25 protein-coding genes and 1 pseudogene are annotated in these 26,373 nt (G+C 72.0%); 10 read left to right on the top strand and 16 right to left on the bottom strand.

Features of this window, described 5'->3' with window-relative positions; translation table 11 throughout:
- Positions 1-21 precede the first annotated feature (21 nt).
- The 10 genes from AB0I54_RS13830 to mftA all read right to left on the bottom strand — a co-directional run bounded on the left by AB0I54_RS13830 (position 22) and on the right by mftA (position 9,811).
- A complete protein-coding gene (locus AB0I54_RS13830) occupies positions 22-1,077 on the bottom strand; it encodes a Ppx/GppA family phosphatase (RefSeq protein ID WP_363296188.1) in 1,056 nt (351 codons plus the stop codon).
- Between the two features lie 54 nt (positions 1,078-1,131).
- The gene (locus AB0I54_RS13825) at positions 1,132-1,692 is read right to left on the bottom strand and encodes an adenylate kinase (protein ID WP_363296187.1); all 561 of its coding nucleotides are present in this window, start codon (positions 1,690-1,692) and stop codon (positions 1,132-1,134) included.
- Between the two features lie 6 nt (positions 1,693-1,698).
- On the bottom strand, positions 1,699-3,735 hold the full coding sequence (gene acs / locus AB0I54_RS13820; RefSeq protein ID WP_363296186.1) for an acetate--CoA ligase: 2,037 nt from the start codon (positions 3,733-3,735) through the stop codon (positions 1,699-1,701).
- A 66-nt stretch (positions 3,736-3,801) separates the two neighbouring features.
- Positions 3,802-5,460: a mycofactocin biosynthesis glycosyltransferase MftF gene (gene mftF / locus AB0I54_RS13815; RefSeq protein WP_363296185.1), complete on the bottom strand. Its 1,659-nt coding sequence runs from the start codon at positions 5,458-5,460 to the stop codon at positions 3,802-3,804.
- The gene (locus AB0I54_RS13810) at positions 5,457-6,242 is read right to left on the bottom strand and encodes a mycofactocin-coupled SDR family oxidoreductase (RefSeq protein ID WP_363296184.1); all 786 of its coding nucleotides are present in this window, start codon (positions 6,240-6,242) and stop codon (positions 5,457-5,459) included. The genes mftF and AB0I54_RS13810 overlap by 4 nt, the downstream gene beginning before the upstream one ends.
- Positions 6,239-7,012: a mycofactocin biosynthesis peptidyl-dipeptidase MftE gene (gene mftE, locus AB0I54_RS13805; RefSeq protein ID WP_363296183.1), complete on the bottom strand. Its 774-nt coding sequence runs from the start codon at positions 7,010-7,012 to the stop codon at positions 6,239-6,241. The genes AB0I54_RS13810 and mftE overlap by 4 nt, the downstream gene beginning before the upstream one ends.
- Before the next feature lies 1 nt (position 7,013).
- Positions 7,014-8,186 (bottom strand): pre-mycofactocin synthase MftD, encoded by a 1,173-nt coding sequence (gene mftD, locus AB0I54_RS13800; RefSeq protein ID WP_363296182.1) that lies wholly within the window; start codon positions 8,184-8,186, stop codon positions 7,014-7,016.
- Entirely contained in the window at positions 8,183-9,412 is a 1,230-nt protein-coding gene (gene mftC, locus AB0I54_RS13795) for a mycofactocin radical SAM maturase (protein ID WP_363296181.1), read from the bottom strand. The genes mftD and mftC overlap by 4 nt, the downstream gene beginning before the upstream one ends.
- The gene (mftB, locus tag AB0I54_RS13790) at positions 9,409-9,693 is read right to left on the bottom strand and encodes a mycofactocin biosynthesis chaperone MftB (protein ID WP_363296180.1); all 285 of its coding nucleotides are present in this window, start codon (positions 9,691-9,693) and stop codon (positions 9,409-9,411) included. Before mftB ends, mftC begins: the two co-directional genes overlap by 4 nt.
- 10 nt (positions 9,694-9,703) lie before the next feature.
- Positions 9,704-9,811, bottom strand: a complete 108-nt coding sequence (gene mftA / locus AB0I54_RS13785; RefSeq protein WP_363296179.1) for a mycofactocin precursor MftA — start codon at positions 9,809-9,811, stop codon at positions 9,704-9,706.
- Positions 9,812-10,198: 387 nt separating this feature from the next.
- Between mftA and mdo the strand changes: the two genes are divergently transcribed.
- The 4 genes from mdo to mftM all read left to right on the top strand — a co-directional run bounded on the left by mdo (position 10,199) and on the right by mftM (position 15,292).
- Positions 10,199-11,491 (top strand): NDMA-dependent methanol dehydrogenase, encoded by a 1,293-nt coding sequence (gene mdo / locus AB0I54_RS13780; protein ID WP_363296178.1) that lies wholly within the window; start codon positions 10,199-10,201, stop codon positions 11,489-11,491.
- Positions 11,492-11,598: 107 nt separating this feature from the next.
- On the top strand, positions 11,599-12,795 hold the full coding sequence (locus tag AB0I54_RS13775) for a MoxR family ATPase (protein WP_363296177.1): 1,197 nt from the start codon (positions 11,599-11,601) through the stop codon (positions 12,793-12,795).
- A 50-nt stretch (positions 12,796-12,845) separates the two neighbouring features.
- Complete coding sequence (locus AB0I54_RS13770; protein WP_363296176.1) at positions 12,846-14,369, top strand: VWA domain-containing protein; 1,524 nt, start codon at positions 12,846-12,848, stop codon at positions 14,367-14,369.
- The gene (mftM, locus tag AB0I54_RS13765; RefSeq protein ID WP_363296175.1) at positions 14,366-15,292 is read left to right on the top strand and encodes a mycofactocin oligosaccharide methyltransferase MftM; all 927 of its coding nucleotides are present in this window, start codon (positions 14,366-14,368) and stop codon (positions 15,290-15,292) included. The genes AB0I54_RS13770 and mftM overlap by 4 nt, the downstream gene beginning before the upstream one ends.
- Before the next feature lie 18 nt (positions 15,293-15,310).
- Here mftM and AB0I54_RS13760 read toward each other — a convergent pair whose 3' ends face one another.
- The 3 genes from AB0I54_RS13760 to AB0I54_RS13750 are packed head-to-tail and all read right to left on the bottom strand — an operon-like array spanning position 15,311 to position 18,628.
- Positions 15,311-15,976, bottom strand: a complete 666-nt coding sequence (locus AB0I54_RS13760; protein WP_363296174.1) for a response regulator transcription factor — start codon at positions 15,974-15,976, stop codon at positions 15,311-15,313.
- Positions 15,973-17,337, bottom strand: coding sequence for a histidine kinase (locus tag AB0I54_RS13755; RefSeq protein WP_363296173.1), 1,365 nt, complete (start codon positions 17,335-17,337; stop codon positions 15,973-15,975). Before AB0I54_RS13755 ends, AB0I54_RS13760 begins: the two co-directional genes overlap by 4 nt.
- Before the next feature lie 16 nt (positions 17,338-17,353).
- Positions 17,354-18,628 carry an iron-containing alcohol dehydrogenase gene (locus AB0I54_RS13750; protein WP_363296172.1) on the bottom strand — a complete coding sequence of 425 codons (1,275 nt, stop codon included), beginning with the start codon at positions 18,626-18,628 and terminating at the stop codon, positions 17,354-17,356.
- 225 nt (positions 18,629-18,853) lie between these two features.
- Here AB0I54_RS13750 and AB0I54_RS13745 point away from each other — a divergent pair, with 225 nt between their 5' ends.
- The 3 genes from AB0I54_RS13745 (at position 18,854) to AB0I54_RS13735 (ending at position 22,171) form a co-directional block, all read left to right on the top strand.
- Positions 18,854-20,095, top strand: a complete 1,242-nt coding sequence (locus AB0I54_RS13745) for a transcriptional regulator (protein ID WP_363296171.1) — start codon at positions 18,854-18,856, stop codon at positions 20,093-20,095.
- 126 nt (positions 20,096-20,221) lie between these two features.
- A complete protein-coding gene (gene adh, locus AB0I54_RS13740; RefSeq protein ID WP_363296170.1) occupies positions 20,222-21,739 on the top strand; it encodes an aldehyde dehydrogenase in 1,518 nt (505 codons plus the stop codon).
- A 15-nt stretch (positions 21,740-21,754) separates the two neighbouring features.
- On the top strand, positions 21,755-22,171 hold the full coding sequence (locus AB0I54_RS13735) for a DUF779 domain-containing protein (protein WP_363296169.1): 417 nt from the start codon (positions 21,755-21,757) through the stop codon (positions 22,169-22,171).
- Between the two features lie 429 nt (positions 22,172-22,600).
- Here AB0I54_RS13735 and AB0I54_RS13730 read toward each other — a convergent pair.
- Positions 22,601-22,774, bottom strand: a pseudogene (locus AB0I54_RS13730) (RNA polymerase subunit sigma-24); the annotation flags it as partial.
- A 52-nt stretch (positions 22,775-22,826) separates the two neighbouring features.
- On the opposite strand from AB0I54_RS13730, the gene AB0I54_RS13725 reads away from it, so the two are divergent.
- Positions 22,827-23,267, top strand: coding sequence for a nuclear transport factor 2 family protein (locus AB0I54_RS13725; RefSeq protein WP_363296168.1), 441 nt, complete (start codon positions 22,827-22,829; stop codon positions 23,265-23,267).
- Here AB0I54_RS13725 and AB0I54_RS13720 read toward each other — a convergent pair.
- Positions 23,207-23,902, bottom strand: coding sequence for a chloride channel protein (locus AB0I54_RS13720; protein WP_363296167.1), 696 nt, complete (start codon positions 23,900-23,902; stop codon positions 23,207-23,209). The two genes, AB0I54_RS13725 and AB0I54_RS13720, sit on opposite strands and share 61 nt — an antisense overlap.
- Positions 23,903-24,482: 580 nt before the next feature.
- On the opposite strand from AB0I54_RS13720, the gene AB0I54_RS13715 reads away from it, so the two are divergent.
- Both AB0I54_RS13715 and AB0I54_RS13710 read left to right on the top strand, forming a co-directional pair.
- Positions 24,483-25,088 carry a MarR family winged helix-turn-helix transcriptional regulator gene (locus tag AB0I54_RS13715; protein WP_363296166.1) on the top strand — a complete coding sequence of 202 codons (606 nt, stop codon included), beginning with the start codon at positions 24,483-24,485 and terminating at the stop codon, positions 25,086-25,088.
- Between the two features lie 206 nt (positions 25,089-25,294).
- Positions 25,295-25,495 carry a DUF2180 family protein gene (locus AB0I54_RS13710; protein ID WP_363296165.1) on the top strand — a complete coding sequence of 67 codons (201 nt, stop codon included), beginning with the start codon at positions 25,295-25,297 and terminating at the stop codon, positions 25,493-25,495.
- A 52-nt stretch (positions 25,496-25,547) separates the two neighbouring features.
- On the opposite strand, the gene AB0I54_RS13705 is transcribed toward AB0I54_RS13710, so the two are convergent.
- Entirely contained in the window at positions 25,548-26,069 is a 522-nt protein-coding gene (locus tag AB0I54_RS13705; RefSeq protein ID WP_363296511.1) for a vitamin K epoxide reductase family protein, read from the bottom strand.
- Positions 26,070-26,373 lie beyond the last annotated feature (304 nt).

Here is a 26,373-nt window from a genome sequence, read left to right as displayed (position 1 = left end):
ATCGCCGTGGGGCGGAAGACTTCAGGGTCTTTCGCCCCACAGCGATGTTTCACGTGGAACATCCGCCTGGGCAGGCGGGGTGGCGATACGGAGTGCGGTGGGCGGCCCGAGGGCAGCATCGGTGCCGATGTCGCTGGTGACGTCCGCCCACCAATCGGCGCCGTCCTCGATATAGCGGAGCAGGACTCCTTCACGGATGGCCCAGGGGCAGACGGCGACCCTGCGCAGGCCCATCAGCTTCATGGCGGTGTGCCCGACGAGGGCTCCGGCCAGGCTCTGGGCGGCACGGGGCGCGGAGATCCCGGGCAACTGGGCGCGTTCGGCCGCGGGGAGGGCCGCGAGCGCCCCGATGGCCCGGCGCAGATCGCCGCGGAGCATGTCGCGCTGGACGAAGGGGCCATGGCGTCCGGGGGCGGTACCGCACAACCGGGCCAGCTGCTGGAAGGTGCGGGAGGTGACGACGGCGGTGCGCGGGCCCTCCCAGCGGACCCGCGCCGCGACATCCCGCAGCTCATGGCGCACCCTGCGCCGTAACTCCTTCAACTCGGCCTGGGCGGGCGGATCCTGGGCGCCGAGGAACTCCCGGGTCAGCCGGTTCGCGCCGAGCGGGAGGGAGGCGGCGAAGTCGGGCAGGCGGCCGCGCCCGAAGGCCACCTCCAGCGAGCCGCCCCCGATGTCGAGGAGCGCGAGGGGACCGGCCTGCCAGCCCATCCAGCGGCGGGCCGCCAGGAACGTCAGCCGTGCCTCCGTCTCCCCCGGCAGGGTGCACATCCGGATGCCCGTCTCCGACCGCACCCGGTCCAGTACCTCCTGACGGTTGGGGGCGTTGCGCACGACCGTGGTCGCGAACGCCAGCGGGCCGGCCGCCCGCCACCGCTCAGCCGCACCGCCCGCCGCGGCGACGGCCTTCACCAGCCGCGCCACCGCCTCCTCGCCGATCGTCCCGTCGGGCTCGACCTGTTCGGACAGGCGCAGTCGCCATTTGACGGTGTGGACCGGCAGCGGCACACCTCCCTCCGCGTCGGCAACCACCAGTCGGACCGTATTGGATCCCGCGTCCACCACGCTCACCCGCATGACGTTCGACTACCCAGCTCATCGGCCACGACCCCCATCACGAAGGGGAACCGCTCACGCCGCTCCGGACAGGTTCGAGAGAGCCTCCATTGCCCGGTCGTTGATCTCCTCGACGGCTCCGACGGCCCGCACGGTGAGCACGATGTCCGCGTAATGGGCGAGGAGCGGGGCCGTCTGCCGCCGGTAGACCTGCTGGCGGTGCCGGATGACCTCCTCGGTGTCGTCGGACCGGCCACGGCCGCGCAGGCGTTCCACCACGACGTGCTCGGGGGCGTCGAACTCGACGACGGCGTCCAGGACCGCTCCGGTCGCGGCCAGGATGGTGGTGAGGGCGTGCGCCTGCTCGACGGTGCGGGGAAAGCCGTCGAGCAGGAAGCCGCGCCGCGCGTCCGGTTGTTCCAGGCGACGGCGGACCATCGCGCCGGTGACGTGGTCGGGCACGAGCTCGCCCGCGTCGAGGTATCGCCGCGCCTCCTGCCCGAGTGGTGTCCCGCGGCCGACGTTCTCCCGGAACAGGTCCCCGGTGGAGATGTGCGGGATGCCGAACCGCCGGCCGAGCAGGGCGGCCTGGGTGCCCTTGCCCGCTCCGGGAGGGCCGATGAGGACGAGTCGCATCAGGGGTCACGCCTTCCAGTGAGTACGGCTGTGTGCGTCGATGAGGTCCATCACGGAGGCGTCGGCGAGCGTCGTGACGTCACCGACCTCCCGGTTCTCCGCGACATCGCGCAGCAGCCGCCGCATGATCTTCCCGGACCGGGTCTTGGGCAGCTCGGGGACCACGATGATCTGGCGGGGCTTGGCGATGGGGCCGATCTCCCGGGCCACGTGCTCGCGCAGGGCCGGGGTGATGTCTCCTTCGGACCCTTCAGACCCCTCGGCCTCCACGGACCCCTCGGCCTCCACGGACCCCTCGGCCTCCTCGGACCGGCCCGTGCCGTCGCGCGGGATCACGAACGCCACGATCGCCTGCCCCGTCGTCGCGTCCGCCGCCCCCACCACCGCGGCCTCGGCGACCGCGGGGTGCGAGACGAGCGCCGACTCGACCTCGGCGGTGGAAATGCGATGCCCGGAGACGTTCATGACGTCGTCGACCCGGCCCAGCAGCCAGATGTCGCCGTCCTCGTCGTAGCGGGCGCCGTCGCCGGCGAAGTAGTGGCCCTGTCCGGCGAACCGGGACCAGTACGTCTCCCGGTACCGCTCGTCGTCGCCCCAGATGCCGCGCAGCATGGCGGGCCAGGGCTCGTCGAGCACCAGGTAGCCGCTCTCGCCCCTGCCGACCTCCTCGCCGCGGTCGTCGACCACCTTGGCCGAGATGCCCGGCACCGGCCGCTGCGCGGAGCCCGGCTTGGCGGGGGCCGCTCCGGGCAGGGGGGCGATCATGATCGCGCCGGTCTCGGTCTGCCACCAGGTGTCCACGACCGGCGCGCGGTCGGCGCCGATGTGCGTGCGGTACCAGCGCCACGCCTCCGGGTTGATCGGCTCGCCGACGCTGCCGAGCACGCGGATCGACGACAGGTCGTAGCGGGCCGGGAGCTGCTCGCCCCACTTCATGAAGGTGCGGATGACGGTGGGGGCGGTGTAGTAGACCGACACCCCGTACCTCTCGATGATCTCGAAGTGCCGCCCCTCGTGCGGGGTGTTGGGCGTGCCCTCGTACATCACCGAGGTGGCGCCGTTGGCGAGCGGTCCGTACACGATGTAGGAGTGCCCGGTGATCCAGCCGATGTCGGCGGTGCACCAGTAGACGTCGGTGTCCGCGTCGAGGCCGAAGGCGGTGCGGTGGGTGTACGCGGCCTGGGTGAGGTAGCCGCCGGAGGTGTGCAGGATGCCCTTCGGGCTTCCGGTCGTACCGGAGGTGTAGAGGATGAACAGCGGGTGCTCGGCGTCGAAGGACTCCGGCCGGTGCTCGTCCGGCTGGGCGCCGACCAGGTCGTGCCACCACAGGTCGCGGCCCTCGGTCCAGGGCACGTCGGTTCCGGTGCGCCGGACCACCAGGACGTGTTCCACGCTCGGTGCGTGCCGGGTGGCCTCGTCGGTGTTCGCCTTCATCGGCTCGGCCCGGCCCCGGCGGTACTGGCCGTCCGACGTGATCAGGAGGCGGGCCCCGGCGTCCTCGATGCGCGACTGGAGAGCGGCCGGCGAGAACCCGCCGAAGACCACGCTGTGCGGCAGCCCGAGCCGGGCGCAGGCCAGCATGGCGAACACCGCCTCGGGGATCATCGGCAACTGGATGGCGACCCGGTCCCCGGCCGTCAGGCCCAGCGAGAGCAGGGCGTTGGCCGTCCTGCACACCTCGCGCCGCAGCTCGGCGTAGGTGATGGTCCGGGTGTCGCCCGGCTCGCCCTCCCAGTGGAAGGCGACCCGGTCGCCGTGACCGGCCTCGACGTGGCGGTCGACGCAGTTGTACGCGACGTTCAGCCTCCCGCCGGTGAACCAGCGGGCGAACGGCGCGTCCGTCCGGTCCAGGACGGCGGACCAGCCGGTCTCCCAGTGCAGGTGTTCCGCCTGCCGCGCCCAGAACGCCAGGCGGTCGGTGGCCGCCTCCTCGTACAGCCGGGACACCTCCTCGGCCTCCCCCACTGCCTCAAGGGCATGGGAGGTGCCCCCACCCGCGAGCGGGCTGCCGGGTGCGGGGCGGAGTTCGGAGCGCGGCGTCATGCTGGTTCCTCCAGAGGTGTGGGTGGGGGTGACGGGCGGGTCTCGGGAGGCCGGGCGACCCGTCCGTCACCAGGTCTCCACGGTGGCCGTGGCGGGTTGGTGCGAGGTTGGCGCGAGGGAGCGGGGCTCCCAGGGGCGCTTCGCGGCCGTGCCGCGCAGGGGCAGGGCGAGGCGGGGCAGCAGCGGCGCGGCGGTACGGCGGCGCAGCGCGCCCTGCCACACGCCCCAGCCGTAGGCCAGGTCGTCCAGGCGGCGGATCGCCGTGTGGGTGAGCGGGCCCAGTGAGGAGCGGGAACGGTGGTGGTCGGCGAGCCCCTCGGCGAGGGCGGCGGCAGCGAGGCCGTAGCGGGCCCGGCGGCTGACGGCGGCGGCCGCCACGGCGACCGGCCAGTGGTGCCGGGTGGCACAGCTCAGCAGTTGCTGGGCCGTACCGCCGAGCGCGGCCAGCGACAGCAGGGCACCGGCCCGGGCGGGCTGGTCGGCGTCCGGCATGCGCCGGGCCACCTTCACCGCGGTCAGCGCGGTCAGCGCCAGCGCGGTGGCCGCGGGTACCGGCCTGCCGCGCAGCAGCAGGGCGCAGGCGGCGAGCGACCAGGGGGCGGCGTACAGCGGCGGCACCCGGCCGGGGTGGCGCAGGGCCAGGTCGGCGGCGCCGGTGCCGTATCCGGCCCGCTGGGCGAGCCAGCCGCGCAGGTCGGTGCGGTGCCGGTGGCCCACGCGCACGTCGGGGACGTAGCGCAGCCGCCAGCCCGCCCGGTGCAGCCGCATGCACAGGTCCACGTCCTCCCCGACCCGCATGCCGGGGGCGAACCCGGCGCCGACGGCGGACCGGCGGACCACGATGGTCGCGCTCGGGACGTAGCCGAGCATCGACACCGGCACGACCGGCCCCTCCCGCGACCCCATGTCCAGCGGCGACCGGATCTGCTCGTAGCGGTCGAGCCGCCGTGGCGCGGGCACCGGCAGGGCGACGATCCGGGGGGCGACGAGAGCCACCGCCGGGTCGCCGAAGTGGGCCAGCAGCGGGGCGAGCCAGCCCGGTTCGGGTACGACGTCGGAGTCGCAGAACGCCACGTACGCCGTCTCGGCGTGGCGCAGTGCGGTGTTGCGTGCGGCGGCCGGGCCGAGGTTGCGCGGGTGCACGAGCAGCCGGGCGCCGTGCCGCCGGGCCACGCGGACGAGGGCGTCCGGGTCCCGCGAGCCGTCGTCCACGACCAGGACGGGCAGGGTGGCGGTGGACGGGTCGGCGCGCAACGCGGTCAGCAGTCCGTCGAGTTGGTCGGCCCGGTCGCGGACCGGGATCGCAAGGGTGGTGTCGCGGACCGGGTGCAGTGGGGGGCGGGGGTGGGCGACGCCCGCGTCCAGGAGTCGGCGGGCGAGCGCCGCGCTCGCGGCGTCCGTCACCCCGAACCCGCCGTCCGCCAGCAGCCGCACGGCTGCGGCTCCGAGCCGCAGCAGCCTCGGCGGTGAGCCGCCGAGCATCAGGTGGCCGTCGCGGGAGCGGTGGGTGTCGGCGGCGAGTTCGACCGCGAACCCGTCGGGCAGCCGGTCCCGCGGCGGGGACGGCAGCGGCTCGGACCACTCGGGTGTCCCCGCGTGCCCGGCGAGCAGGGACCCGCCCGCGCGCCCGCTGAACAGGAAGGCGCCCGCACGCGCGACGAGCCGGGCCGTGCCCGCGTGCCGTCCGTACCGGGACGTGTTCGCGTCCCGCAGGAACCGTGTCATGTCGTGAACCCTCCGTCCGCGTGGAGTACGGAGCCGGTGACGGCGGAGGAGTCGGCCGAGCAGGCCCAGGCCACCACCGCGGCCACCTCCTCCGGCTCCAGAGGCCGCCCGGACAGCTGCTGCTCGGCGAGCTTGTCGACGTCGGGCAGCTCGTACAGGTCGGCCGTGGCCCGCAGCATGTCCGTGCGCGTGGAACCCGGGGACACGGCGACCGCGCCCACCCCGGTGTCCCGCAGGTCGCAGGCGAGGCCACGGACCAGGCCGACCACGGCGTGCTTGGCCGCGCAGTAGGCGCCCAGGCCCCACAGCCCGCGGTGCGCGGCGGCCGAGGCGAGCGCGACGAACCGGCCGGTGCGGGGCTGCGGCCCGCGCAACAGCGCGGGTACGGCGGCACGGGCGAGGTTGGCCACGCCCCTCACGTCCACGTCGAGCAGCGTCCGCCACTGCGCGTCGGTCTGCTCCCACACCGGGCCGCCGCCGAGCATGACCGCCGCGGCGGCCACGGCGGCGTCGAGCCCGCCGAACTCGCCCTCGGCCTGCTCCACGGCGGCCCGCAGCGCGGCCGCGTCGCGCACGTCCGCCCTGACCGTGCGCACCAGGGGGAACCCATGGGCCAGGCGGTCCAGCTGTTCCGGGTCGGCGAGCGGGTAGGGCACGTCGGGGTCGTCCGCGCACCGGTCGACGGCGACGACGGCCCAGCCCTCGCGGGCCAGTCGGCGTACGGTCGCGGCGCCGATGCCCCGTGCGGCGCCGGTGACGACGGCGACCCGGCGGCCGGTCACCGCCCGTCCCCCGTTCGGGCGGTGACCGGCTGCCGCTCGGGCAGGCCGAGCCTGCCCCGCGCGGAGACCCGCCAGGCGCGGATGTCGTCGGCTAGGCGGTCCGCCATGCGGTCGAGGAGCCGTTCGCCCTCGCTCGCGCGGGCTCCGGCCGGGTCGCCGAGGACGCCGGAGGGGCTGACCCCGCGAACGGACTCGGCGACCAGGCGGTCCATCAGCAGATGGACGGGGTCGGTGGGTCCGGCCGCGGCCCGCTCGCCGCGGACGGCGGCCGGCCGCAGCCGCAGCATCAGCGAGGTCTCGGTGCGGCCCGCATGGGCGTCCGTGTCCGCCGCGGGCCCCGGCGGCAGACACGGCCACCAGGCCGCGTCGCGGCTCTCGCCGCGCAGACCGGTCACCGCGTCGGCCAGGCTCACCACGTTCCCGCCGTGTCCGTTGACCACCAGCAGGCGTCCCGCCCAGCGCAGCAGGGAGCGGCCCGTCTCGGTGACCAGCAGGCGCAGCGCGTCGTGGCCGATGGACACCGTGCCGGGGAAGCCCTCGTGCTCGCCGCTGGCCCCGTAGGGCTGGGCGGGCGCGACCAGCACGTCCACCTCCGCGCGGAGCCGGGCGGCGGCCCGCTCTGCGACGGCGCCGGCCACCGCCGTGTCGGTGTCGAGGGGGAGGTGGGGGCCGTGCTGCTCGCAGGAACCGAGGGGCAGCAGCACCAGGGGGCGGCGGGCCATGAGGTCCGGCCAGGCCAGATCCGTGAGTCGCGCGGGGCCCGCGGCCATCTCAGACCGCGCCGAGGGTGCGGGTGAACCCGGGCGGGATCACCAGGTCGTCGGGGGTCAGTTCGTGGACGGACGAGCGTCCGAGGCCGAGCAGGGCGGAGTCGATGCCGCGGCTGAGGATGTCGAGGACGTTCTCCACGCCGCCCTGGCCGCCCGCCGCCAGGCCCCACAGGTAGGCGCGGCCGATCAGCACGGCCCTGGCGCCCAGTGCCAGCGCCTTGACCACGTCGCTGCCGCGCCGGACACCGCCGTCCAGCAGCAGTTCGACCTGGTGGCCTACCGCGTCCGCAATGGCGGGCAGGGCGCGGATCGGTGCCGGGGTGGCGTCGAGGTTGTTGCCGCCGTGGTTGGACACGGAGATCGCGGTGACGCCCGCGTCGACGGCGCGCAGGGCGTCGTCCACCCGGCAGACGCCCTTGAGCAGGAACGGCCCGTCCCACTGCTCGCGCAGCCAGCGCACGTCGTCCCAGGAGGGCGGTGGGGTCTGCAGCCACGCGCCGTAGGCGCCGAAGAACGTGGGCGCGTCCTGGCCGGACTCGGCGAGGTTGGGGGTCGTCAGGTCCGGCAGGCTGCGGGACTTCACGAAGTCCCACAGCCAGCGCGGGCGGGCCAGCGTCTCCGGTGCGAACCGCGCCATGGCCTTGAGGTCCAGCCGCTCGGGGATCTTCGGGCTGCCCCAGTCGCGGCCGTAGGAGAAGGACCAGTCGAGGGTGGCGATGAGCCCCTTGGCACCGGCCTCGCGGGCGTACTCGATCCGGCGCGCCATCTCGTCCTTGGAGCCCATCCAGTACATCTGGAAGAACGTCTGCGGATTGGCCGCGACGACGTCGGGCAGCGGCTTGCTGGCGAAGGAGCTGAGCCCGATCGCGGTGCCGCGCGCCGCCGCGGCGCGGGCGACGGCCACCTCTCCGTCCGGGTGTACGGCCTGCACACCGGTCGGGGAGATGATCACCGGAAGGGCGATCTGCTGTCCCATGACGGTCGTCGCCAGATCGCGCTTGGCCGACAGTCCGGCCACGTGCGGGGCGAAGCCCAGCCGGCCGAAGGCGGTGGTGTTGTCGTCGTAGGAGACGCCCTTCTCGGAGCCGGCGAGCAGCGCGCTGTAGACGGACTTCGGCAGCCGCTTCCTCGCCAGCCGCTGGGCCTCGGCGACCGTCTCGATCCACTTGCTCATGACGTTCCCTTCGTGTGGTGTACGGCGTCGGCGCCGGCCAGTGGGCTCTCGTCGCAGAAGCGGTCCGGCCGCCGGGTCCGGACGGCGGGCATGCCCAGGGGCACGGTGCGGTGGGAGTGGTCGTTGCCCTGGAGCGGAAGCGCGGTGCGGTCGTCGGCCGCGAGGGCGGTGGCGCCGTGGCCCTTGACGCACTCCGGGTCCGGGCCGTCCAGCGGCAGGCCCGTGAAGAACTTCGCGGCCATGCAGCCGCCCTGGCAGGCGTCGTACGCCGGACAGCCCGAGCAGGCGCCGCCGGAGGCCGGCCGGCGCAGGTCGGCGAAGAGCGCGGAGTCGCGCCACACCCGCTCGAAGCCGCCCGGCGCACGCACGTTGCCCGCCTTGAAGGCGTCGTGGATGGCGAACGGGCAGGCGTACACGTCACCCACCGGGTCGATCAGGCAGACCACGCGCCCGGCTCCGCACAGGTTCAGCCCGGGCAGGGGCTGCGAGCCGAGCGCGTTGAGGTGGAAGAAGGAGTCGCCGGTGAGCACCTTCTCGCCGTGGCCGACGAGCCAGGCGTACAGCTCGCGCTGCTGCTCCGCGGTGGGGTGCAGCTCGTCCCAGACCTCGGCGCCCCGGCCCGACGGCCGCAGCCGGGTGATGCGCAGCTGGGCGCCGTAGCGGTCGGCCAGGGACGCGAAGTCGTCCAGCTGCGGGATGTTCTGACGGGTCATCACCACGGAGATCTTGAAGTCCCGGAAGCCGGCCGCGGCGAGGTTCTCCATGGCCCGCACGGCCATGTCGTACGAACCCCGGCCGCGCACCGCGTCGTTGACCTCGCGGGTGGCGCCGTCGAGGGAGATCTGGACGTCGACGTAGTCGGTGGCCGCGAGGCGGCGGGCCCGGTCCGGGGTCAGCCGCAGCCCGTTGGTGGAGAACTTCACCCCCACCTGGTGCGCGATCGCGTAGTCCAGCAGTTCCCAGAAGTCGGGGCGGACGGTCGGCTCGCCGCCGCCGACGTTGACGTAGAAGACCTGCATGCGGCGGAGCTCGTCGATCACGGACTTGATCTCGTCCGTGGACAGCTCCGCCGGGTCGCGCCGTCCGGAGGAGGACAGGCAGTGCACACAGGAGAGGTTGCAGGCGTAGGTCCACTCCCAGGTCAGGCAGATGGGGGCGTGCAGCCCGCCCTTGAACTGCTCGACGAGGGCGGGGACCGGTGCGGACGCTTCTTGGGTGACGGTCACGGCTGCGGCTCCGCTTCGGTGGGGATGATCATGTCGGCGGCGGCCAGCGAGGCCAGCGCGCGCCGGAAGGCGTCCCGGCGCCGCTCGGGCACACCGGCGAGCGCCTCCCGGACGCTGGTGTGACGGCCCAGCCCCCGTACCAGCTCGACCAGTTCGGGCGCCTTCAGGAACGACAGCCTTCGGTTGCCGAAGTGGTAGGCGAGCGCCCCGAACGGCTCGGGGCGCAGCGCGACGCAGGGGTTCAGCCGGTAGGGCCGGTCCGAGTCGAAGGGGGACGGCATGGCGGCCGGCTCAGTAGACGCCGCACATGCCGTCGATGGAGACCTCCTCGACGAGGATCTCCTCGACCACGTCGTCCACGGCCGTCTCCTGCTCGGCGCGGATCTGGTCCTCGTCCATGGCAAACCTCCTGAAGAGAAAGGGGAGTCGGGAATGTGCGCCGGTGCCGTCACGCGGTGACCGGCCGTATTCGACGCTAGGCCGGTCCTCTTCGCGTCTCGCCCTGCTTTCGGCCGCCCTCACCCTGTCCGGTCGGACAGGTGTGCCCGTTGCGCCGCAGGTCAGCGGCGCTCACCCCGTTCGATCGGACAGGGCACATCCCCTCCGTCCGCGCCCGTCTGCCGTCCGAGCGGCCGGTGTCGCACCGCCGCGCGGTCCCGGAGGGTGATGCACGCCGCATTCGTTCGGCACGTCCGTGCTCCACCCGGACCTCTGCCCGCCGGCGGGCCCTGGGAGCAGTCGACGCAGCACGCGCGGCCCCACCGCGCGGAGAGGACAGTCGCGATCATGAAGGTCGAAGAACTTCTCAAGCCGTTCCCGATCAAGGAATTCCATCCCTTCCCGCGGGCGTTGATGGGTCCGGGAGCCCATGAGCTGATCGGCCCGGAGGCCAAGAAGCTCGGGTTCAGGCGGACGCTCGTGATGACCACGGGCCTGCGCGGCAGCGACACCGTGCACAAGATCGTCGAGTCGCTGAAGTACCACGGCCTGGAGGTCGTGGTGTACGACAAGGTCGAGTCGAACCCCAAGGACTACAACGTCATGGACGCCGTGGCGCTGTACCAGGAGAACAAGTGCGACTCGTTCGTGTCGATCGGCGGCGGCTCGTCGCACGACGCGTGCAAGGGAGCCCGTATCTCCGTCGCCCACGACGGCCGCAACGTCAATGACTTCGAGGGCTTCAACAAGTCCGAGAACCCGAAGAACCCGCCGCACATCGCGGTCTCGACGACGGCCGGCACGGGCTCGGAGACCTCCTGGGCGTACGTCATCACCGACACCACCACCGACCCGGACAACCCGCACAAGTACGTCGCCTTCGACGACGCCTCGGTCGCCTCGCTCGCCATCGACGACCCGACCCTGTACTACGACTGCCCGCTCGACTACACCGCGCAGTGCGGCTTCGACGTCCTCGCGCACGCCTCCGAGCCGTACGTCTCCCGGCTCGACTTCCAGCCCTCGCTTGGCAACGCGCTGCACGCCATCCGGCTCACCGCCCGTCATCTGCGGCAGGCGGTGTGGAACGGCCAGGACCTGGCCGGGCGCGAGGGCATGATGTACGCGCAGTACATCGCGGCGCAGGCGTTCAACTCCGGTGGCCTGGGCATCATCCACTCCGTCTCGCACGCGGTCAGCGCGTGCTACGACACCCACCACGGGCTGAACAACGCCATCGCGCTGCCCCGCGTGTGGGCGTTCAACATGCCCGCGCAGTACGGGCGGTTCGCGGACATCGCCGAGGCGATGGGCGTGGACACGCACGGCATGACCAAGGTCCAGGCCGCCGATGCCGCGCTCGCCGCGGGCATCCGGCTGCTGCGTGACGTCGGCATCCCGGAGAAGTTCACGGACGTCCAGCAGGACACCTACTCCAAGAACCGGCTGGGCCAGGGCCCGACCAAGTACTACGAGCAGTCCAAGGTGATCAAGGGCGACGCCGCCGACGTCGACCGGATCACGAACCACGTCCTCGGCGACGCCTGCACCCCGGGCAACGCCAAGGAGTGCACGTTCGACACCGTCCGGCCGGTCGTCGAGCACTGCATGAACGGCGACCTGGACGACCTCCTGGGCTGAAAACCCGCTTCCACCGAGCCCTTGGGGACCGGGGCGGGGTACGGACCACCCTCGCCGTCCCCGCCCCGTCGCCCCTCCCCGGCCGAACAGCACCTCATGGAGGACCCGTGCCCGCCACACCCGCCCGCCCCGCCGAGTTCGCCTCGGTCGAGGACATCACCGAACGCTTCGCCGCGCACGGCTACATCGCCGACCGCCGGCTCGCCACGACCGTGTTCCTGCTGACCAGACTCGACAAGCCGGTACTCCTGGAGGGCCCGGCCGGCGTCGGCAAGACCGAGCTGGCCAAGGCCCTGGCCGCCGCCACCGGCCGCCGCCTGCTGCGTCTGCAGTGCTACGAGGGCCAGGACGAGAGCCGCGCCCTGTACGAGTGGGACTACGGCAAGCAGCTGCTGTACACCCAGATGCTCCGGGACAAGATCGGCGATCTGACCGCCGACGCGCCCGATCTGGCCTCGGCCGTCCGGCGGATCGAGGAACAGGACAGCGTGTTCTTCTCCGACCGGTTCCTCGCCCCGCGCCCCCTGCTGGAGGCGGTCCGCGGCGAGGAGCCGGCGGTGCTGCTGATCGACGAGGTCGACCGGGCCGACGAGGCGCTGGAGGCCGTACTCCTGGAGTGCCTGGCCGAGTACCAGGTGTCGGTCCCCGAGATCGGCACGTACACCGCGAAGGTCCCGCCGTACGTCATCCTGACCTCGAACAACACCCGCGATCTGTCGGCCGCGCTCAAGCGCCGCTGTCTGCACCTCTTCCTCGACTACCCGGACGCCGAGCGGGAGCTGGAGATCCTGCGCGCCAAGGACACCGGGCTGTCCGAGGCCACCGCCCGTCATCTGGTCGAGGTGGTACGGGGCCTGCGCGAGCTGCAGCTGCGCAAGAACCCCAGCATCTCCGAGACGGTCGACTGGGCCCGCACCCTCGCCGTGCTGGGCGTCGAGGAGCTGGATCCCGAGGTGCTCGCCGACACCGCCAACGTGGTCCTCAAGTACGAACGCGACCTCGGCCGCGCCCTGGACGTCCTGCCCCGCCTCGTCGACCCCAACCGCACCCTGCCCGAGCCGGGCCATCACCACGACGGGCACGGACACCACCATCACAACGGGCACCACCACAACCACGATCACGACCACGACCACGACCACGAGGAGGACGGGCGGGCTGTCCGTGCGGCCATGGACCAGCAGGGCCGCCACGACGACGGCTACTACGGCGCGCCCGGCCCCGGCCCGACGCGCCGCACCACACCCGGCGCCGGCCAGGGCGCTCGCGCCTTCGCCGCCATCGCCCGCCGCCGCGCGGTCTGACCCGCCACGACAGGACCAACAGGACACGGGAGGCCGCAATGGAAGCCGGGGTGCACCGATTCGTCCGCGTTCTACGGCTGTTCGGGCTGCGCGTGTCCGTGTCGGAGGCCATGGACGCCATGCGCGCCGCCGCCCAGCCGGGCGTGCTGGGCGGGCGCGGGACACTGCGCGAGGCCCTGCGCCTGACGCTGGTGAAGGACCGCCGCGACGACGAGCTGTTCGACGAGCTGTTCGCCGCGTTCTTCTCGCTCCGCCCGGTCCACCAGGACTCCGGCGGGCACGGTCACAGCCATGAGCACGACGACCTGACCGACACCGGCGAACTGGAGTCGTACACCGTCTCCGACGAGCCGTCCGAGACCCCGCAGCAGGGCCACAGCCACGGCAAGCCGGCCGACATCCGGGACTACTTCGACCAGCAGGACCTGGCCCAGCGGTACAACCTGCACCAGGAGGCCAACAAGCTCGACCTGGCCTCGATGACCGACGAGATCGTGCTGTCCAAGGACGGCGCCGCCGACCGCACGAGCGGCCCCGCCGTCCAGCTGGAGACCGAGCGGCTGCACGGCGCCGGCATCCCCGGGCAGCTCGCGGCGGCGGCCGGACATCCGATCGAGACGACACTGACCGTGGCCCAGCAGGACGCCCTGCTCGGCTGGCTCGCCGACGACGCCTCCGACGACCCCGACGACCCCGGACCCGGCGCGCTTCGACGAGGGCCGGCAGGCGTCATCGACAACCTGCCCGAACTGCTCAAGCGCCACCTGGACCGTCTCGCCGAACTCCAGTCGGTGGCCGTGGAGTCGGCGCGGCTCGCCGAACGTGCCCGCGCGGAGACCGTAGACGAGCACGAACGCGCCCAGCTGGAGGAGGCGTTGCGCCGCATCGGCCGCTCCCTGCACGGCGCCCTGACCAGCCGGAAGCGCACCACACCACGCGGGCGCGTGCATCCGGGCCGCACCATGCGCCGCAACATGCGCTACGACGGAGTGCCGTTCCGCCCGGTCACCGTCACCCGCGCCGAGGACCGCCCCCGCCTGGTGATCCTGACCGACGTCTCCCTGTCCGTGCGGGCCACCGCCCGTTTCGCCCTGCACCTGGTGCACGGGCTGCAGTCCCTCTTCGGACAGGTCCGCTCCTTCGCCTTCGTGGACGAACCGACCGAGATCACCGAGCTGTTCACCGAGCACCCCCTGGAGCGGGCGCTGGGCCTGGTCTTCGACGGCCTCCCGGCCGGCGGCCTGCTCGACGTGGACGCGAACTCCGACTACGGCCGGACGTTCGAGCTGCTGCTCGCCGAACACGCCCCCGCCCTGAACCGCCGTACCACCCTGCTGGTCCTGGGCGACGGACGCGGCAACGGCAACCCCCCTGGGCTGCCCGCGTTCGAGGAGATCACCCGCAGGGTGCGCGAGACGATCTGGCTGACCCCGGAACCCCGGTTCTCCTGGGGCCTCGGCTCCTGCGACCTGCCGCGCTACGCCGAGTACTGCGACCGCGTCCAGGTGGTCGCCGACCTCGCCGGTCTCGAACGCACCGCCCACCGCATGGCCACGGAGGTGACCGGACGATGAGCGTGCCCAGCCTGCGCAGCGCGATCGCCGCGCGCCGCATCGACCCCTTGGCTCCGTGCCCGTCCGGCGCGTACGCCGACCACCTGGTCCGTGTGATCCGCGACAGCCCCCGCCTCGACGACGACGCGCCCCGGCCCATCGTCCGCACCGAGCACTTCAGCCTGCGCCGCCGGGGCCGCCGGGTCGAGCTGGGTCACTCGCTGCGCCCCCGGCAACTGGACAACGATCTGGCCGGCCTGCTCGCCGAGGAGCTGTTCGCCCCCGGCTGGCTGTCCGGCAGCGACATCTTCGAGCGGGTCTTCACCGGGGTGGTGCGCTCCTGCGTGGACGGGGCGCTGCCCGCCTGGACCACGTTCTACGACAACACACTGGCCCGCATCCGGGAGTACTGGCGGGCGCCGAAGCCGGCCGGTCACTCGTCGATCGCCGGGTTCGCCCCCGTCTACCGCCGCACCCTGGACCTGGTGGCCCCGGGCACGGTGCTGGACATGGGCTCCTGCTTCGGCTTCCTGCCCCTGCTGCTCGCCGAGCGGGAGGGGCACACGGTGATCGCCTCGGATCTCTCCCGCGGCACCATGCGCCTGCTGGCCGCCGTGGCGGTCGCACGCGGCCTCGCGCTGGACACCCTGGCCTGCGACGCGGCGCAGGTCCCCCTGCCGGACCGCTCGGTGGACACCGTCATGGTCATCCACGTCCTGGAGCACCTCGATCCCGGGCACGGCGGCGCCGTCGTACGGGAGGCACTGCGGCTGGCCCGGCAACGGGTGGTGGTGGCCGTGCCGTACGAGGACGAACCCACCGCCGCCTACGGGCACGTGCGGTGTTTCGACCCGGCCGGGCTCACCGCCCTGGGCCGCCGCACCGGCCACCGCTTCTCCGTCACCTCGCACCACGGTGGCTGGCTGGTCCTCGACGCGAGCTGACCCCGCTCCCTTCCGTTCTTAGATCACGCCCAGCTTGCTGGCCTCGTACACGACTTCGGCCCGGCTTCCGGCCTCCGTCTTCCGCATGATGTTGCGGACGTGGAACTTCACCGTGGTCTCCGAGATGTACAGCTCGGCGCCGATCTCCCGGTTGCTCAGCCCGCGGGCGAGCAGCCGGAGCACCTTGAGCTCGCGGTCGGTGAACTTCGGCCGGTCGGGCTGCACGCGCATCGACCGCACCATCGCCGCGGCGGCGTGCGAGTCGAAGGCGCTCTCGTTGCGGGCGACCGCGCGGATGGAGCGCAGCAGCTCGGTGGTGTCGACGTCCTTGACGACATAACCGCGCGCACCGTGCTGGATGGCCTGCACCACCAGGGAGTCGTCGAGGAAGGTGGTGAGCACCAGCACCGCCAGATCCGGGTACCGCTGGGTCAGCCGGGCGCACAGGTCCAGGCCCTCGGTGTCGGCCGCCGTGGACAGTTTCAGGTCGAGCAGCACGATCGACGGATTGGTCCGCTCCACGACGGCGGCGGCCTCGGCGGCCGTGCTCGCCTCGCCCACCACCTCCAGGTCGCTCTCGCGTTCCAGGATCGACCTGAGGCCGTGCCGGACGATCGCGTGGTCGTCGACCAGGACGATCCGCTGGGCCTGCGCGGGCGCCTGGGCCGACTGCTGAGTGGTCATCGCCTGCCTCCTGAACAGTGCTTCACCGGCAGCGGGATGCCGACCCGCAGCAGGACGCCGCCCATGCCCGACCTGCGGATGGACAGCCGGCCGCCGAACTCCTCCGCCCGGGTGACCATGTTGGCGAGGCCGCGGTGCCGGCCGCCCAGATCGGTGGCCCTGGACAGCCGCAGCGCGCGGCGCAGCTGGGCCGGATCGCCGCAGCCGTCGTCGGACACCGTCAGCACGACGGCCTCGGGCAGATACCGCAGCCGTACCAGTGCCCGGCCCGCCTTGCCGTGCGTGGCGGAGTTGAACAGGGCCTCGCCGGCCAGCCGGAGGATCGACTGGTCGGCCTCGGGCGGCAGCGGCACCGGGCTGCCCGTCACCTGTACCCGTACGTCGAGGTCCGTGGTCAGGTGCACCGTGGACAGCCGCTCCAGCATCACCGGCAGCGGTCCCGCGGGTTCCTGCGAGGTGTGCTGGAGGGCGTAGATCGCGGCCCGCAGCCGCTCCACGGCCTGCCGGTTGAGGTCCTTGGCGCCGGCCAGCCGTTCGGCGATGTCCGCGGCCGGTCCGCCGAGCGCCGCCAGTTCCGCCCGGCACACCTCGACGGTCATGCCCGCGCTGAGCACGTACTGGGAGACGCTGTCGTGCAGTTCGCGCGCGATACGGCGCCGTTCGTCGTCCAGTGCCTGCCGTTGCAGCGCCTCCAGCAGCCGTGCCTGTGTCTCGGCCAGCTCGGCGCTGCGCGCGGCCAGGTCGCGGGCCTGCCGCTCGGCCGCCTCGGACAGTTCCTCGGCCCGGCCGCGCAGGGTGGTCGCCGCGTGGAAGAGGAAGGTGTGGTGCAGCGCCACGGCGGCCTGGTTGGCCAGGACCCGCAGGATCGCCAGGTCGGTGTCGGCGACCTCGACACCGGGGCCAGGCGCCGCCGCGATCCCGCCGACCGGCTCGTCGTCGAGGGTCATCGGCGCGCGCACCCAGTCCCGGCCCCGGTCCGGCGTGCCGGCCTCCCAGGGGTGGCTGCGCAGCAGCGCCAGATGCTCCCGTACCTCGGCGGGCACCCTGCTCTCGTCGTCGATCAGCAGGTCGTCGGCGTACAGCAGGAAGCGCGGCCGGGCGGCGCGCAGTGCTCCGTCCGCCACGGCCAGCAGCAGCCAGCGGGCCTGCAGGTGCTCGGCTGCCGTCCGGACGACCGCCTCGACCAGGGCGCGCGGGCCCTCGGCGGTGCGCACCAGGGCGCGGGAGATCCCGTCGAGCGCCTCCACCGTCCGCTCCAGCCGCTCGGCGGAGCGCACGTACGCCGGGTAGTACGACCGCTTGCCGGACCGCAGCCCGGTGAGGACGCCCAGGTCGGCGGTCTGGGGGGACCGTTCCGGCACGCTCACCAAGATCGCCTCACAGGGCTTCGCGGAACAGCCGCTCGACGTCCCGCACGTCGACGTCCCTGGGGTTGGTGGCCATACAGGCGTCCTTCAGCGTGGTGCGGGCCAGCACGGGCACGTCGGCCTCCGCGACCCCCAGGCTCGTCAGGCTCTTCGGGACGCCGAGGTCGTCCGCGAGCGCGCGCACCAGGTCCGCGAGCCGCTCGGCCACCTCGTGCGGCGGAACGCCGTCGGTCGGCAGGCCGGCCGCCGCGCCGAGCGCGACGAACCGCTCCGGCCACGCCGCGGCGTTGAACCGGATGACATGCGGCAGCAGGACACCGTTGACCACGCCGTGCGGCGCGTCCAGCAGTCCGCCGACCTGGTGGCTCATGGCGTGCGTCGCGCCGAGGATCGCGTTGGTGAAGGCCATGCCCGCCTCCAGGGCGGCCTGGGCCATGGCGAGCCGGGCACCGAAGTTCTTCGGCTGCACCTGGGTCCGTACCAGGTTGCCGGTGATCAGCTCCACCGCATGCAGGGCGTGGATGTCGGTCAGCGGGTTGTGGGCCCGGGACACGAACGCCTCGACGGCGTGGGTCAGGGCGTCCAGCCCGGTCGCGGCGTTCAGCCAGTCCGGCATGGTGGTCAGCAGGCGCGGGTCGATCACCGAGATGTCCGGGACCAGCGTGCGGCTGACGATGCTGATCTTGATGTGCTGGGTGGTGTCGGTGACGATGGCGAACTGCGAGACGTCCGCGCCGGTGCCCGACGTGGACGGCACCATCACGGTGGGCGGGATGGGCTGCACCACCTGGTCCACACCCTCGTAGTCGAGAATGTGCCCGCCGTTGCCGGACAGGATCGCCACGCCCTTGGCGGCGTCGATGACCGAGCCGCCGCCCACCCCGACGATCACGTCGCAGCCGCTCTCCGCGTACCTCTCGAAGGCGGCCTGGATCTCGTGGTCCTTGGGATTGGGGGTGACGTCGTGCCATACGACGGGACGCAGGCCGACCCGCCGGAGATGGCCGACCGCCTCGTCCGTCCAGCCCGCCTCCAGCAGCCCGGGGTCGGTGACCAGGAACGGGCGACGGCCGCCGAGGCGCAGCGCGCAGTGCCCCAGCTCGGTCAGTGAACCGGGCCCGAACACGACCTCGGGCACGTGGAACTTGGTCAGCCGGGCCGACCGGCGCACGGCGTCGCTGCTCGTCTCCTGCGGCCCCAGCAGCTCGCACTGGCACTCGTCGCGGCTCCAGTCCGCGCTCGGATCGCTGCCACCGGTCGTCACGGCGCCGGACATGAGCGTCATGCGACCTCCCATGGGCACGAGGCCCGCAACGCGGACGCAACCTTGATTTTACCGCCCGATTGGCGGATAAAACTTTGTACGCACCGAAGACCAAGCTAGGCATGCCGGTCCGGGTGGGGCACCTGTCCGATCGGACGGGGAAAACGGTCCGACAGGTCAGGTGTGCCGGTGAAGTTCTTGCGGACAATAGCCGAATGTCCCCGTTCGACGGCAGGGGAAATGCAGATGTCACAGCGCAGTGACCTCCGGCGCCGCAAGGCCACGCTGGAGGGCGAGTGGTTCCGCCTGGTGCCGCGACTGAAGACCACCGGGCCGGCGGCGGGCGGTGGCGCCGACGCGTTGCGCCACGAGGTGACCGAGTCCTGGGCGCGCTCGCTCAGCAGCGTGGACCCCGGCCGGGACAGCGCCCCGGTCACCGACGGCGGCACGGTGCACCACCGCTGGACCGACTCGCCGCTGCGCCGGCCGGTCGACGACCTCGCCGACGAACTGCGCGGCATCGCCGACGACGCCGGATTCGTCACCGCCGTCACCGACGAGTCCGGGACCATCCTGTGGACCTGCGGCGGCCGGACCATGACCCGCCGGGCCGAGCGCGTCAACTTCGCGCCCGGCGGACGGTGGGACGAGCAGGCCATGGGCACCAACGCCCTCTCCCTCGCCCTGCGCACCGGCCGCCCCAGCTCCGTCTTCTCCGCCGAGCACCTGGTGACGGCACTGCACGGGTGGGTCTGCTACTGCGCCCCCGTCCACGGCCCGGACGGCCGCGTCCTGGGTGTCCTGGACATGTCGACTACCTGGGACCGGTCGAACCCGCTGGCCATGTCCACGGTGCGCTCGCTGGTGTCCGTCATCGAAGCCCGGCTCCGCACCGAGCTGCCCCGCCGGCCCCGCGACAACCCGGGCCAGGTGCGTCTGACCTGCCTGGGGTCCGACCAGGCCGTCCGTGAGGAGCAGCCCCTCGCGCTGCGCCCCCGGCAGCTGGAGATCCTGACCCTGCTAGCCCTCGAACCGGACGGCTTCTCACCGGAGCGGCTGCGCGAGGCCCTGTACGGCGACCGGGCCGTCACGGCTTCCACGTTCAAGGCGGAGATCTCCCACCTGCGCCGGGCCCTGTCCGGAGGCATCGCCACCCGCCGCTACGCCCTGACCACCCCCGTGTCCTGCGACGCGGTGGACGTGCTGCGCGCCCTGGAGAACGGTGACGCGGAGACCGCCCTGCGCCTGTACCGCGGCCCGCTGCTGCCCCGCTCGGCGGCGCCGGGCATCGAGCAGTGGCGTACGTACCTGGAGGTGGCCGTCCGCGAGGCCGTACTGGCGAGCACCCGCCCGGAGCACGCCCTGCGCTACGGCGAGCGGGCCCCGTACGACGTGGAGGTGCACGAGCACGCGCTGCGCCTGCTCGACCAGGGCGATGCGCGTCGCGCGGTCGCGGCGGGACGGCTGAGCACGGCGCTGCGCGACTGACACCCACCGCCTCACTCCTGGCGTCCGGTACGCCAACCTCTCGCCAACCTCCGGGGCTCACAGTGAGCGGCGGCACGGCGGCACGGGCCGTCGTACAGCCCTCACCATCCCCCGAGGAGAGCCGCCATGGTGTACGCGCAGCCAGGAACAGAAGGCAGCATCGTCGACTTCGCCCGCCGCTACGACAACTTCATCGGCGGTGACTGGGTCGCCCCCGTCGAGGGCCGCTACTTCGACAACCTCTCGCCGGTGGACGGCAAGGTCTTCTGCGAGGTCGCCCGCTCCTCCGCCGCCGACGTCGAGCTCGCGCTGGACGCGGCCCACGCCGCCGCCGACCGCTGGGGCCGGACCTCCATCGCCGAGCGGGCGAACATCCTCAACCGGATCGCGGACCGCATCGAGGAGAGCCTGGAGAAGATCGCCGTCGCCGAGACTTGGGAGAACGGCAAGCCTGTCCGGGAGACCCTGAACGTCGACATCCCACTCGCCGTCGACCACTTCCGCTACTTCGCGGGCGTGGTGCGCAGCCAGGAGGGCACGGTCGGCGAGATCGACGAGGACACCGTCGCCTACCACTTCCACGAGCCGCTGGGCGTGGTCGGCCAGATCATCCCGTGGAACTTCCCGATCCTGATGGCCGCGTGGAAGCTCGCCCCGGCCCTGGCGGCGGGCAACTGCGTGGTCATCAAGCCCGCCGAGCAGACCCCGGTCAGCCTGCTGAAGGTCATCGAGCTGATCGCCGACCTGCTTCCGCCGGGCGTGCTCAACGTGGTCAACGGCTTCGGCGTCGAGGCCGGCAAGCCGCTCGCCTCCAGCCCGCGCATCGCCAAGATCGCCTTCACCGGCGAGACCACGACCGGCCGGCTGATCATGCAGTACGCGTCCGAGAACATCATCCCGGTCACCCTGGAGCTGGGGGGCAAGAGCCCGAACATCTTCCTGTCCGACGTCATGGCCGCCGACGACGCCTATCTGGACAAGGCCGTCGAGGGCTTCGTGATGTTCGCGGTCAACCAGGGCGAGGTGTGCACCTGTCCCTCCCGGGCCCTGATCGCCTCCTCCATCTACGACGAGTTCATGGCCCGCGTCCTGGAGCGCACCAGGGCCATCAAGGGCGGCAGCCCGCTCGACCCCGAGACGATGATCGGCGCGCAGGCCAGCAACGACCAGTTCGAGAAGATCCTCTCCTACATCGACATCGGCAAGCAGGAGGGCGCCGAACTCCTCACCGGCGGCAGGGCCCGCACCGTCGAGGGCCTGGAAGGCGGCTACTACATCGAGCCGACCGTCTTCAAGGGCACCAACGACATGCGGATCTTCCAGGAGGAGATCTTCGGCCCGGTCGTCTCGGTCACCACCTTCGACTCCCCCGAAGAGGCCCTCAAGATCGCCAACGACACGCTGTACGGCCTCGGCGCCGGCGTCTGGTCCCGCAACGGCAACCTCGCCTACCGCCTGGGCCGCGAGATCAAGGCCGGCCGCGTGTGGACCAACTGCTACCACGCCTACCCGGCCCACGCGGCCTTCGGCGGCTACAAGGGTTCCGGCATCGGCCGCGAGACCCACAAGATGATGCTCGACCACTACCAGCAGACCAAGAACCTCCTGGTCAGCTACTCGGAGCAGAAGCTCGGCTTCTTCTAGGCCGGGGGTCTCACGATGAGCGAGCGGGCGACGCGAGTGGAACTGACCGCCGCCGCAGAGGACTTGGTACGGCAGCTGACGGCACGTCACGGCCCGCTGATGTTCCACCAGTCCGGCGGCTGCTGCGACGGCAGCGCGCCGATGTGCTACCCGCGCGGCGAGTTCCGGGTCGGCGCCGCGGACGTCCTGCTGGGCCGGGTCGCCGGGGACACCCCGTTCTGGATGAGCGCCGGCCAGTACGCGTACTGGCGGCACACCCGCCTGACCGTCGACGTGGTCCCCGGCCGGGGCAGCGGCTTCTCCCTCGAAGCCCCCGAGGGCGTGCGCTTCCTGCTCCGGTCCCGGGTCCTCACCGACGAGGAGTGGCGGCGCGTCGCGGCCGAACCGCCCCTGCCGACCGGGGCGGACCCGGCGGGTGACCCGGCAGGGTGACCCGGCGGGCCGGCGCGGGCGGTGGGTGACAGCGGGGCCGGACACCTTGGTGTCCGGCCCCGCACCCATACCGGCCGAGACGTCCCTCAGCACGGAAAACCTGGACAAAAAAGACCCCTCCAACCACGTTCCAGCTGGCCGGAGGGGTCTGACGACGTGGAGCCCAGGGAAGTCGAACCCGAATCGACAGGCCTCCCGACCTGCAACTTTACCTAAACTTTGCAATCGAATCGGACTTTTCTGTACTCCACATCTGGTTGCTCCTGCAATCAGATGGCAGCCATTCCCTCGATATCGCGGGTTTCTAACCGTGCGGCCGAGAGCAAAATCGCAAACGACTGGGTTGAGGTGATTGTTCTTCCGGGCAGCGCCCAGCCTGCTCGCGCCCGGCGGCAGCGCGCGGTGACGACGCTCACCGCGTCCCGATGTCGTAAGCGTTGCCGTCGGCCCGCTGAACACCATGCCCGGCCCACCGTTGATCTCGATGGGTTCGGCTTTCATGTCGGCGGACTCGACGCCCTGGTAGGTGACGGTGTCGATGGCCGCGAACCAGGCAGCCACCGTGGCCGTGCCCACCACCGGGCGCAGGACCTGGCGGCCCTTGCGGGGTCAGCCTGATGGCCTGGCAAACCATTGCACTGTCGCATAGTTTATTATGTTAAGTGATTCCGTGAGTCGGGAGGACGAACATATGTCACCCAGTCGCGGGTCCGGCCCCAGCGCCCTCGCTGCTCACTTGCGCCGAGCGCTGGACGCTGCCGACTGGCAGGTTCTGGCCGAGGTCCTGCACCCGAACGTGTGCTGGGGTCATCCCGGCAGGAGTGCTAGGGGTTGCTGTGGCCGCTCTCGCGTCCTCGGACGCTGCGCGCGCCTGTACGCCCGCACGCAGCGGATGACGGTCGACGAGACCTTCACCTACCCGGGAGCCGTGGTCCTCGGACTGCGGATTCACGGCGTGGCGCTCACGGCTGGTTCAGGCGGCACGGTGTACCAGGTTTTCGACGTCGTCGACGGCCTGGTCACCCATATCACGGGCTATGCGGATCGCTCCCGGGCCCTGCAGGCTGCGTACTGCGGCGCCGCGGCCGGCTTCTGAGCGCTTCCGGCCGGAGCCTCGTGCCGGCGGCTCTCTGGAACGCGCCGCCCGGCATCCGTCCGGCGGCGTGATCCACGGACGAACCGTCTCACAGGGCGCGCGGCTCGATCCGCCTGCTGAAGTGCCCCCGGCGGACCACGGCCGGAACGGCGGCAGAGGCCGCCGCCCGGCTTGGCGGAGCCGGTGACCAGCAGTGCCTTGCGTTCGTCGGCGGTGACGCGCAGCAGTTGGGCGAGGAGGGAGCCGACCGCTCCACCCGTCATGATGATCGGGCCCTCGGCGCCGAACGGCCCGCCCGTCCCGATGGAGATGGCGGCCGACGTGGGCTTGAGTACCGCGACCCGTGGCTGCACCCGGCTGCCGCCGACCAGGATCGACTCGATGGCCTCCGGCATGCCGTGCCCTCGTATCTTGTCCGAGCCGTACCGGGCCATCACCCCGATCACCAGCCCCCCGATCACGGGCATGACGAGCAGCAGCCACCGGTGCGCCGTGTCGCCCGGCACCGCGGGGCCGAATCCCGCACGTCCGAGGAAGCTCAGGTTGGTGATGAGGGCGATGAGCTTGAGCAGTCCGACGGCCACCAGTGCCGCCGCTGCGCCGACCGGCACGGCCAGAGTGCGGGGTGCGGGCATGGGAGTACTCCGGTGTCGGCTGGTGTGTGGGGCGCTGCTCCGGGCATCAGGGCGTGGCCGGTACCAGGTGCTGAACGGACCATGCCGGCGGACGGCCCGGACGGGCAGCGGGGCGGTGAGGGCAGGCCTCGCCTTGTGCGCGGGCGGTTGCACACCGTCGCGCATCAGCACTCCCGGCGGTGGCGTCAGTCGAACCGGGGGCGAGCGGATCGCACCCGTCCGGGCCGCAGGATCCGGATCCGGCATCCGCAGCACACCCGGCACCTGTTAGCGGTCAGCGGCGAAGGGACCTTGAGGCTCTTCTCGTAGTAGTCCACTCGCACGCGACCCTGACGGTCGAGGGCGTGCCGGATCTCGTAAGAGCCCTCCCATGCGTGCCCGCACCGCAGGCACACGAACGAATAGGCTTCATGTATCGGCTCGGCCTTCAACGTCATCACGCCCTTGACGCCGTAACCTTCGCGCCCGAACGGCTCCGGCCTATGTACCGACTATAACATTGCATTCTGCAATGATTGCAAGGGGTGAGGACGTCATGCCAGGCCGCAAGACCGACACCAGGAGAGGTGGAACAAACGCGATGACGCGGCAGGACTCCGGCCGGCTCAAGCCCTCCGGCGCACCACCCTCTCGCGCGGAACTCGACCAGGAGGCCGAGGAGGTCACGCTTGCCGTCATGGCGGCATCCAGGCTGCTCGTCGCCATCTCGGCCCGCGCGCTCGCGTCCACCGACGATTCCCTGACGCTGCCCCAGTTGCGCGCCCTGGTGGTGCTCGACACGTGCGGGCCCGTCAAGCTCGCCGCCATGGCCGCGACGCTGGGGGTCAACTCCTCGACCGCTCTGCGTATGGTCGAACGCCTGCTGTCCGTCGGCCTCATCGACCGCAAGACCAACCCAGACAACCGGCGCGAGGTCATCCTCCGCCTCACGCCCAACGGACGGGACCTTGTCGAGCGCGTCCTCACGCACCGGCGCGCCGAGATCCGCACCCTCGTGCAGAAACTGCCCGCCCAAGCGCGCGCCACGCTCGTTCCCGCGCTGAAGGCGCTCACCGAGACGGCGGACGAGATGGCCGTGGATCCCTTCGACGAGGTGCGCCGCGTTGGCGGCCTCATCGACGACCCACTCAACCCGGCTCCGCCGGACGCCCCGCAGGGAGGACGTCGTCGGCCAAGGGACGGCTGACTCCGGCCCGCGGACCACGCACCGTCTGAAGGCCGCCTGCCGACTGTCCCAGCCCCCTGCCCTGCTCTCCCCGTGCGGCGATCGCGGGCCACAGTCACCGGTGCGCGCCCCACGAATTCCTTGCATTCTGCAATGTTCGGCGGGAGCATGGAATTGCGCGCGGGTAAGCCTTGGCGTCTGGCTCTGGCATTGCGAGAGGAGACGGTATGAACTGCTACGACTGCCCTGACATCATCGCGACGCCGGCCGTGGCCGTGTGCGTCCGCTGCGGGGCGGCGGTCTGCCGCGAACACGCGCACCAGAGCCACGTTCTGGTCCAGGACGTCAACGGAACCGGCCGCGCGACGCATGACGAACCCCTGCGGCACATCACCTGCCTGGCCTGTCACAAGACAGAGGTGAGTTGACCCGGCAGGGGCCATGTCTGGGTTCCGCCCCTGAACCAGTGGGCCGCCGGGCTCACACCGTCCAGAAGTCCCACCAGCGGACGAGGATGGCCACACCGATCAGCCCCGTCCACAGCACCGGCAGCACCGGCAGCACCCAGGAGAATTCCAGCAGCACGAGACAGCACCACAGACACAGAGCGTTGATGCGGAACAACGACTGGAACTGCAGCCAACTGCAGAACGACACCCCGAACAGGGCACCACAGGCGAGTCCCGTCCAGATCCACGCCGGGTACCGGCCGCCGGCGATCAGTCCGACCTCGAGTGTGACCACCACGGCATAACAGACAAGACCGATCAGGGGGTTGGGAAAGCCGAACACATGCGCTTGCGCGCTCTCCATGACGCTGCCACAGGACACCGCGGGATTGAGACTGCAGCTCGGCGTGAACGTCCGGCCCGCCGTCCGGGCCTCGAAGATCTTGAACTCGTCGATCGTGATGACCCAGGACGCCACGAGCCCCAGCGCGCCCGAAACGGCGAGCACGGCACCCTGCCGCGCCCGCCTACGCCGGTACGGCCCCGGCCGGATTCCGGCATCCGTCGTTGACTCGGTCGACCGGTGGCGGCGACGGCGGACATGCACCTTCCCTTTCTGTAGCCGGCCCGCAGCGAGCCGAAACGCGCGTCGAACCGTCGACGTATCGGCCCTTTCGTCGTGCGGACGGAAGTCCGCACGAGCAGGAAAACCCAAAGGGCGCGTTCTGCCATGTCCAGAGTGGTTCCGCAACGACGGGCGCGGAGTGACCTGCCGCAAAAACCGTTGCATTGTCGCACGATCGCGGGGTCGGAACATACAGTGGCGCGCTGCCGGACAGCGGTAGCCGGCGATCTGA

It is taken from the genome of Streptomyces sp. NPDC050625, from assembly GCF_040654755.1.
Classification (GTDB): Bacteria; Actinomycetota; Actinomycetes; order Streptomycetales; family Streptomycetaceae; genus Streptomyces.
This window is presented reverse-complemented; position numbering and strand designations above follow the sequence as displayed.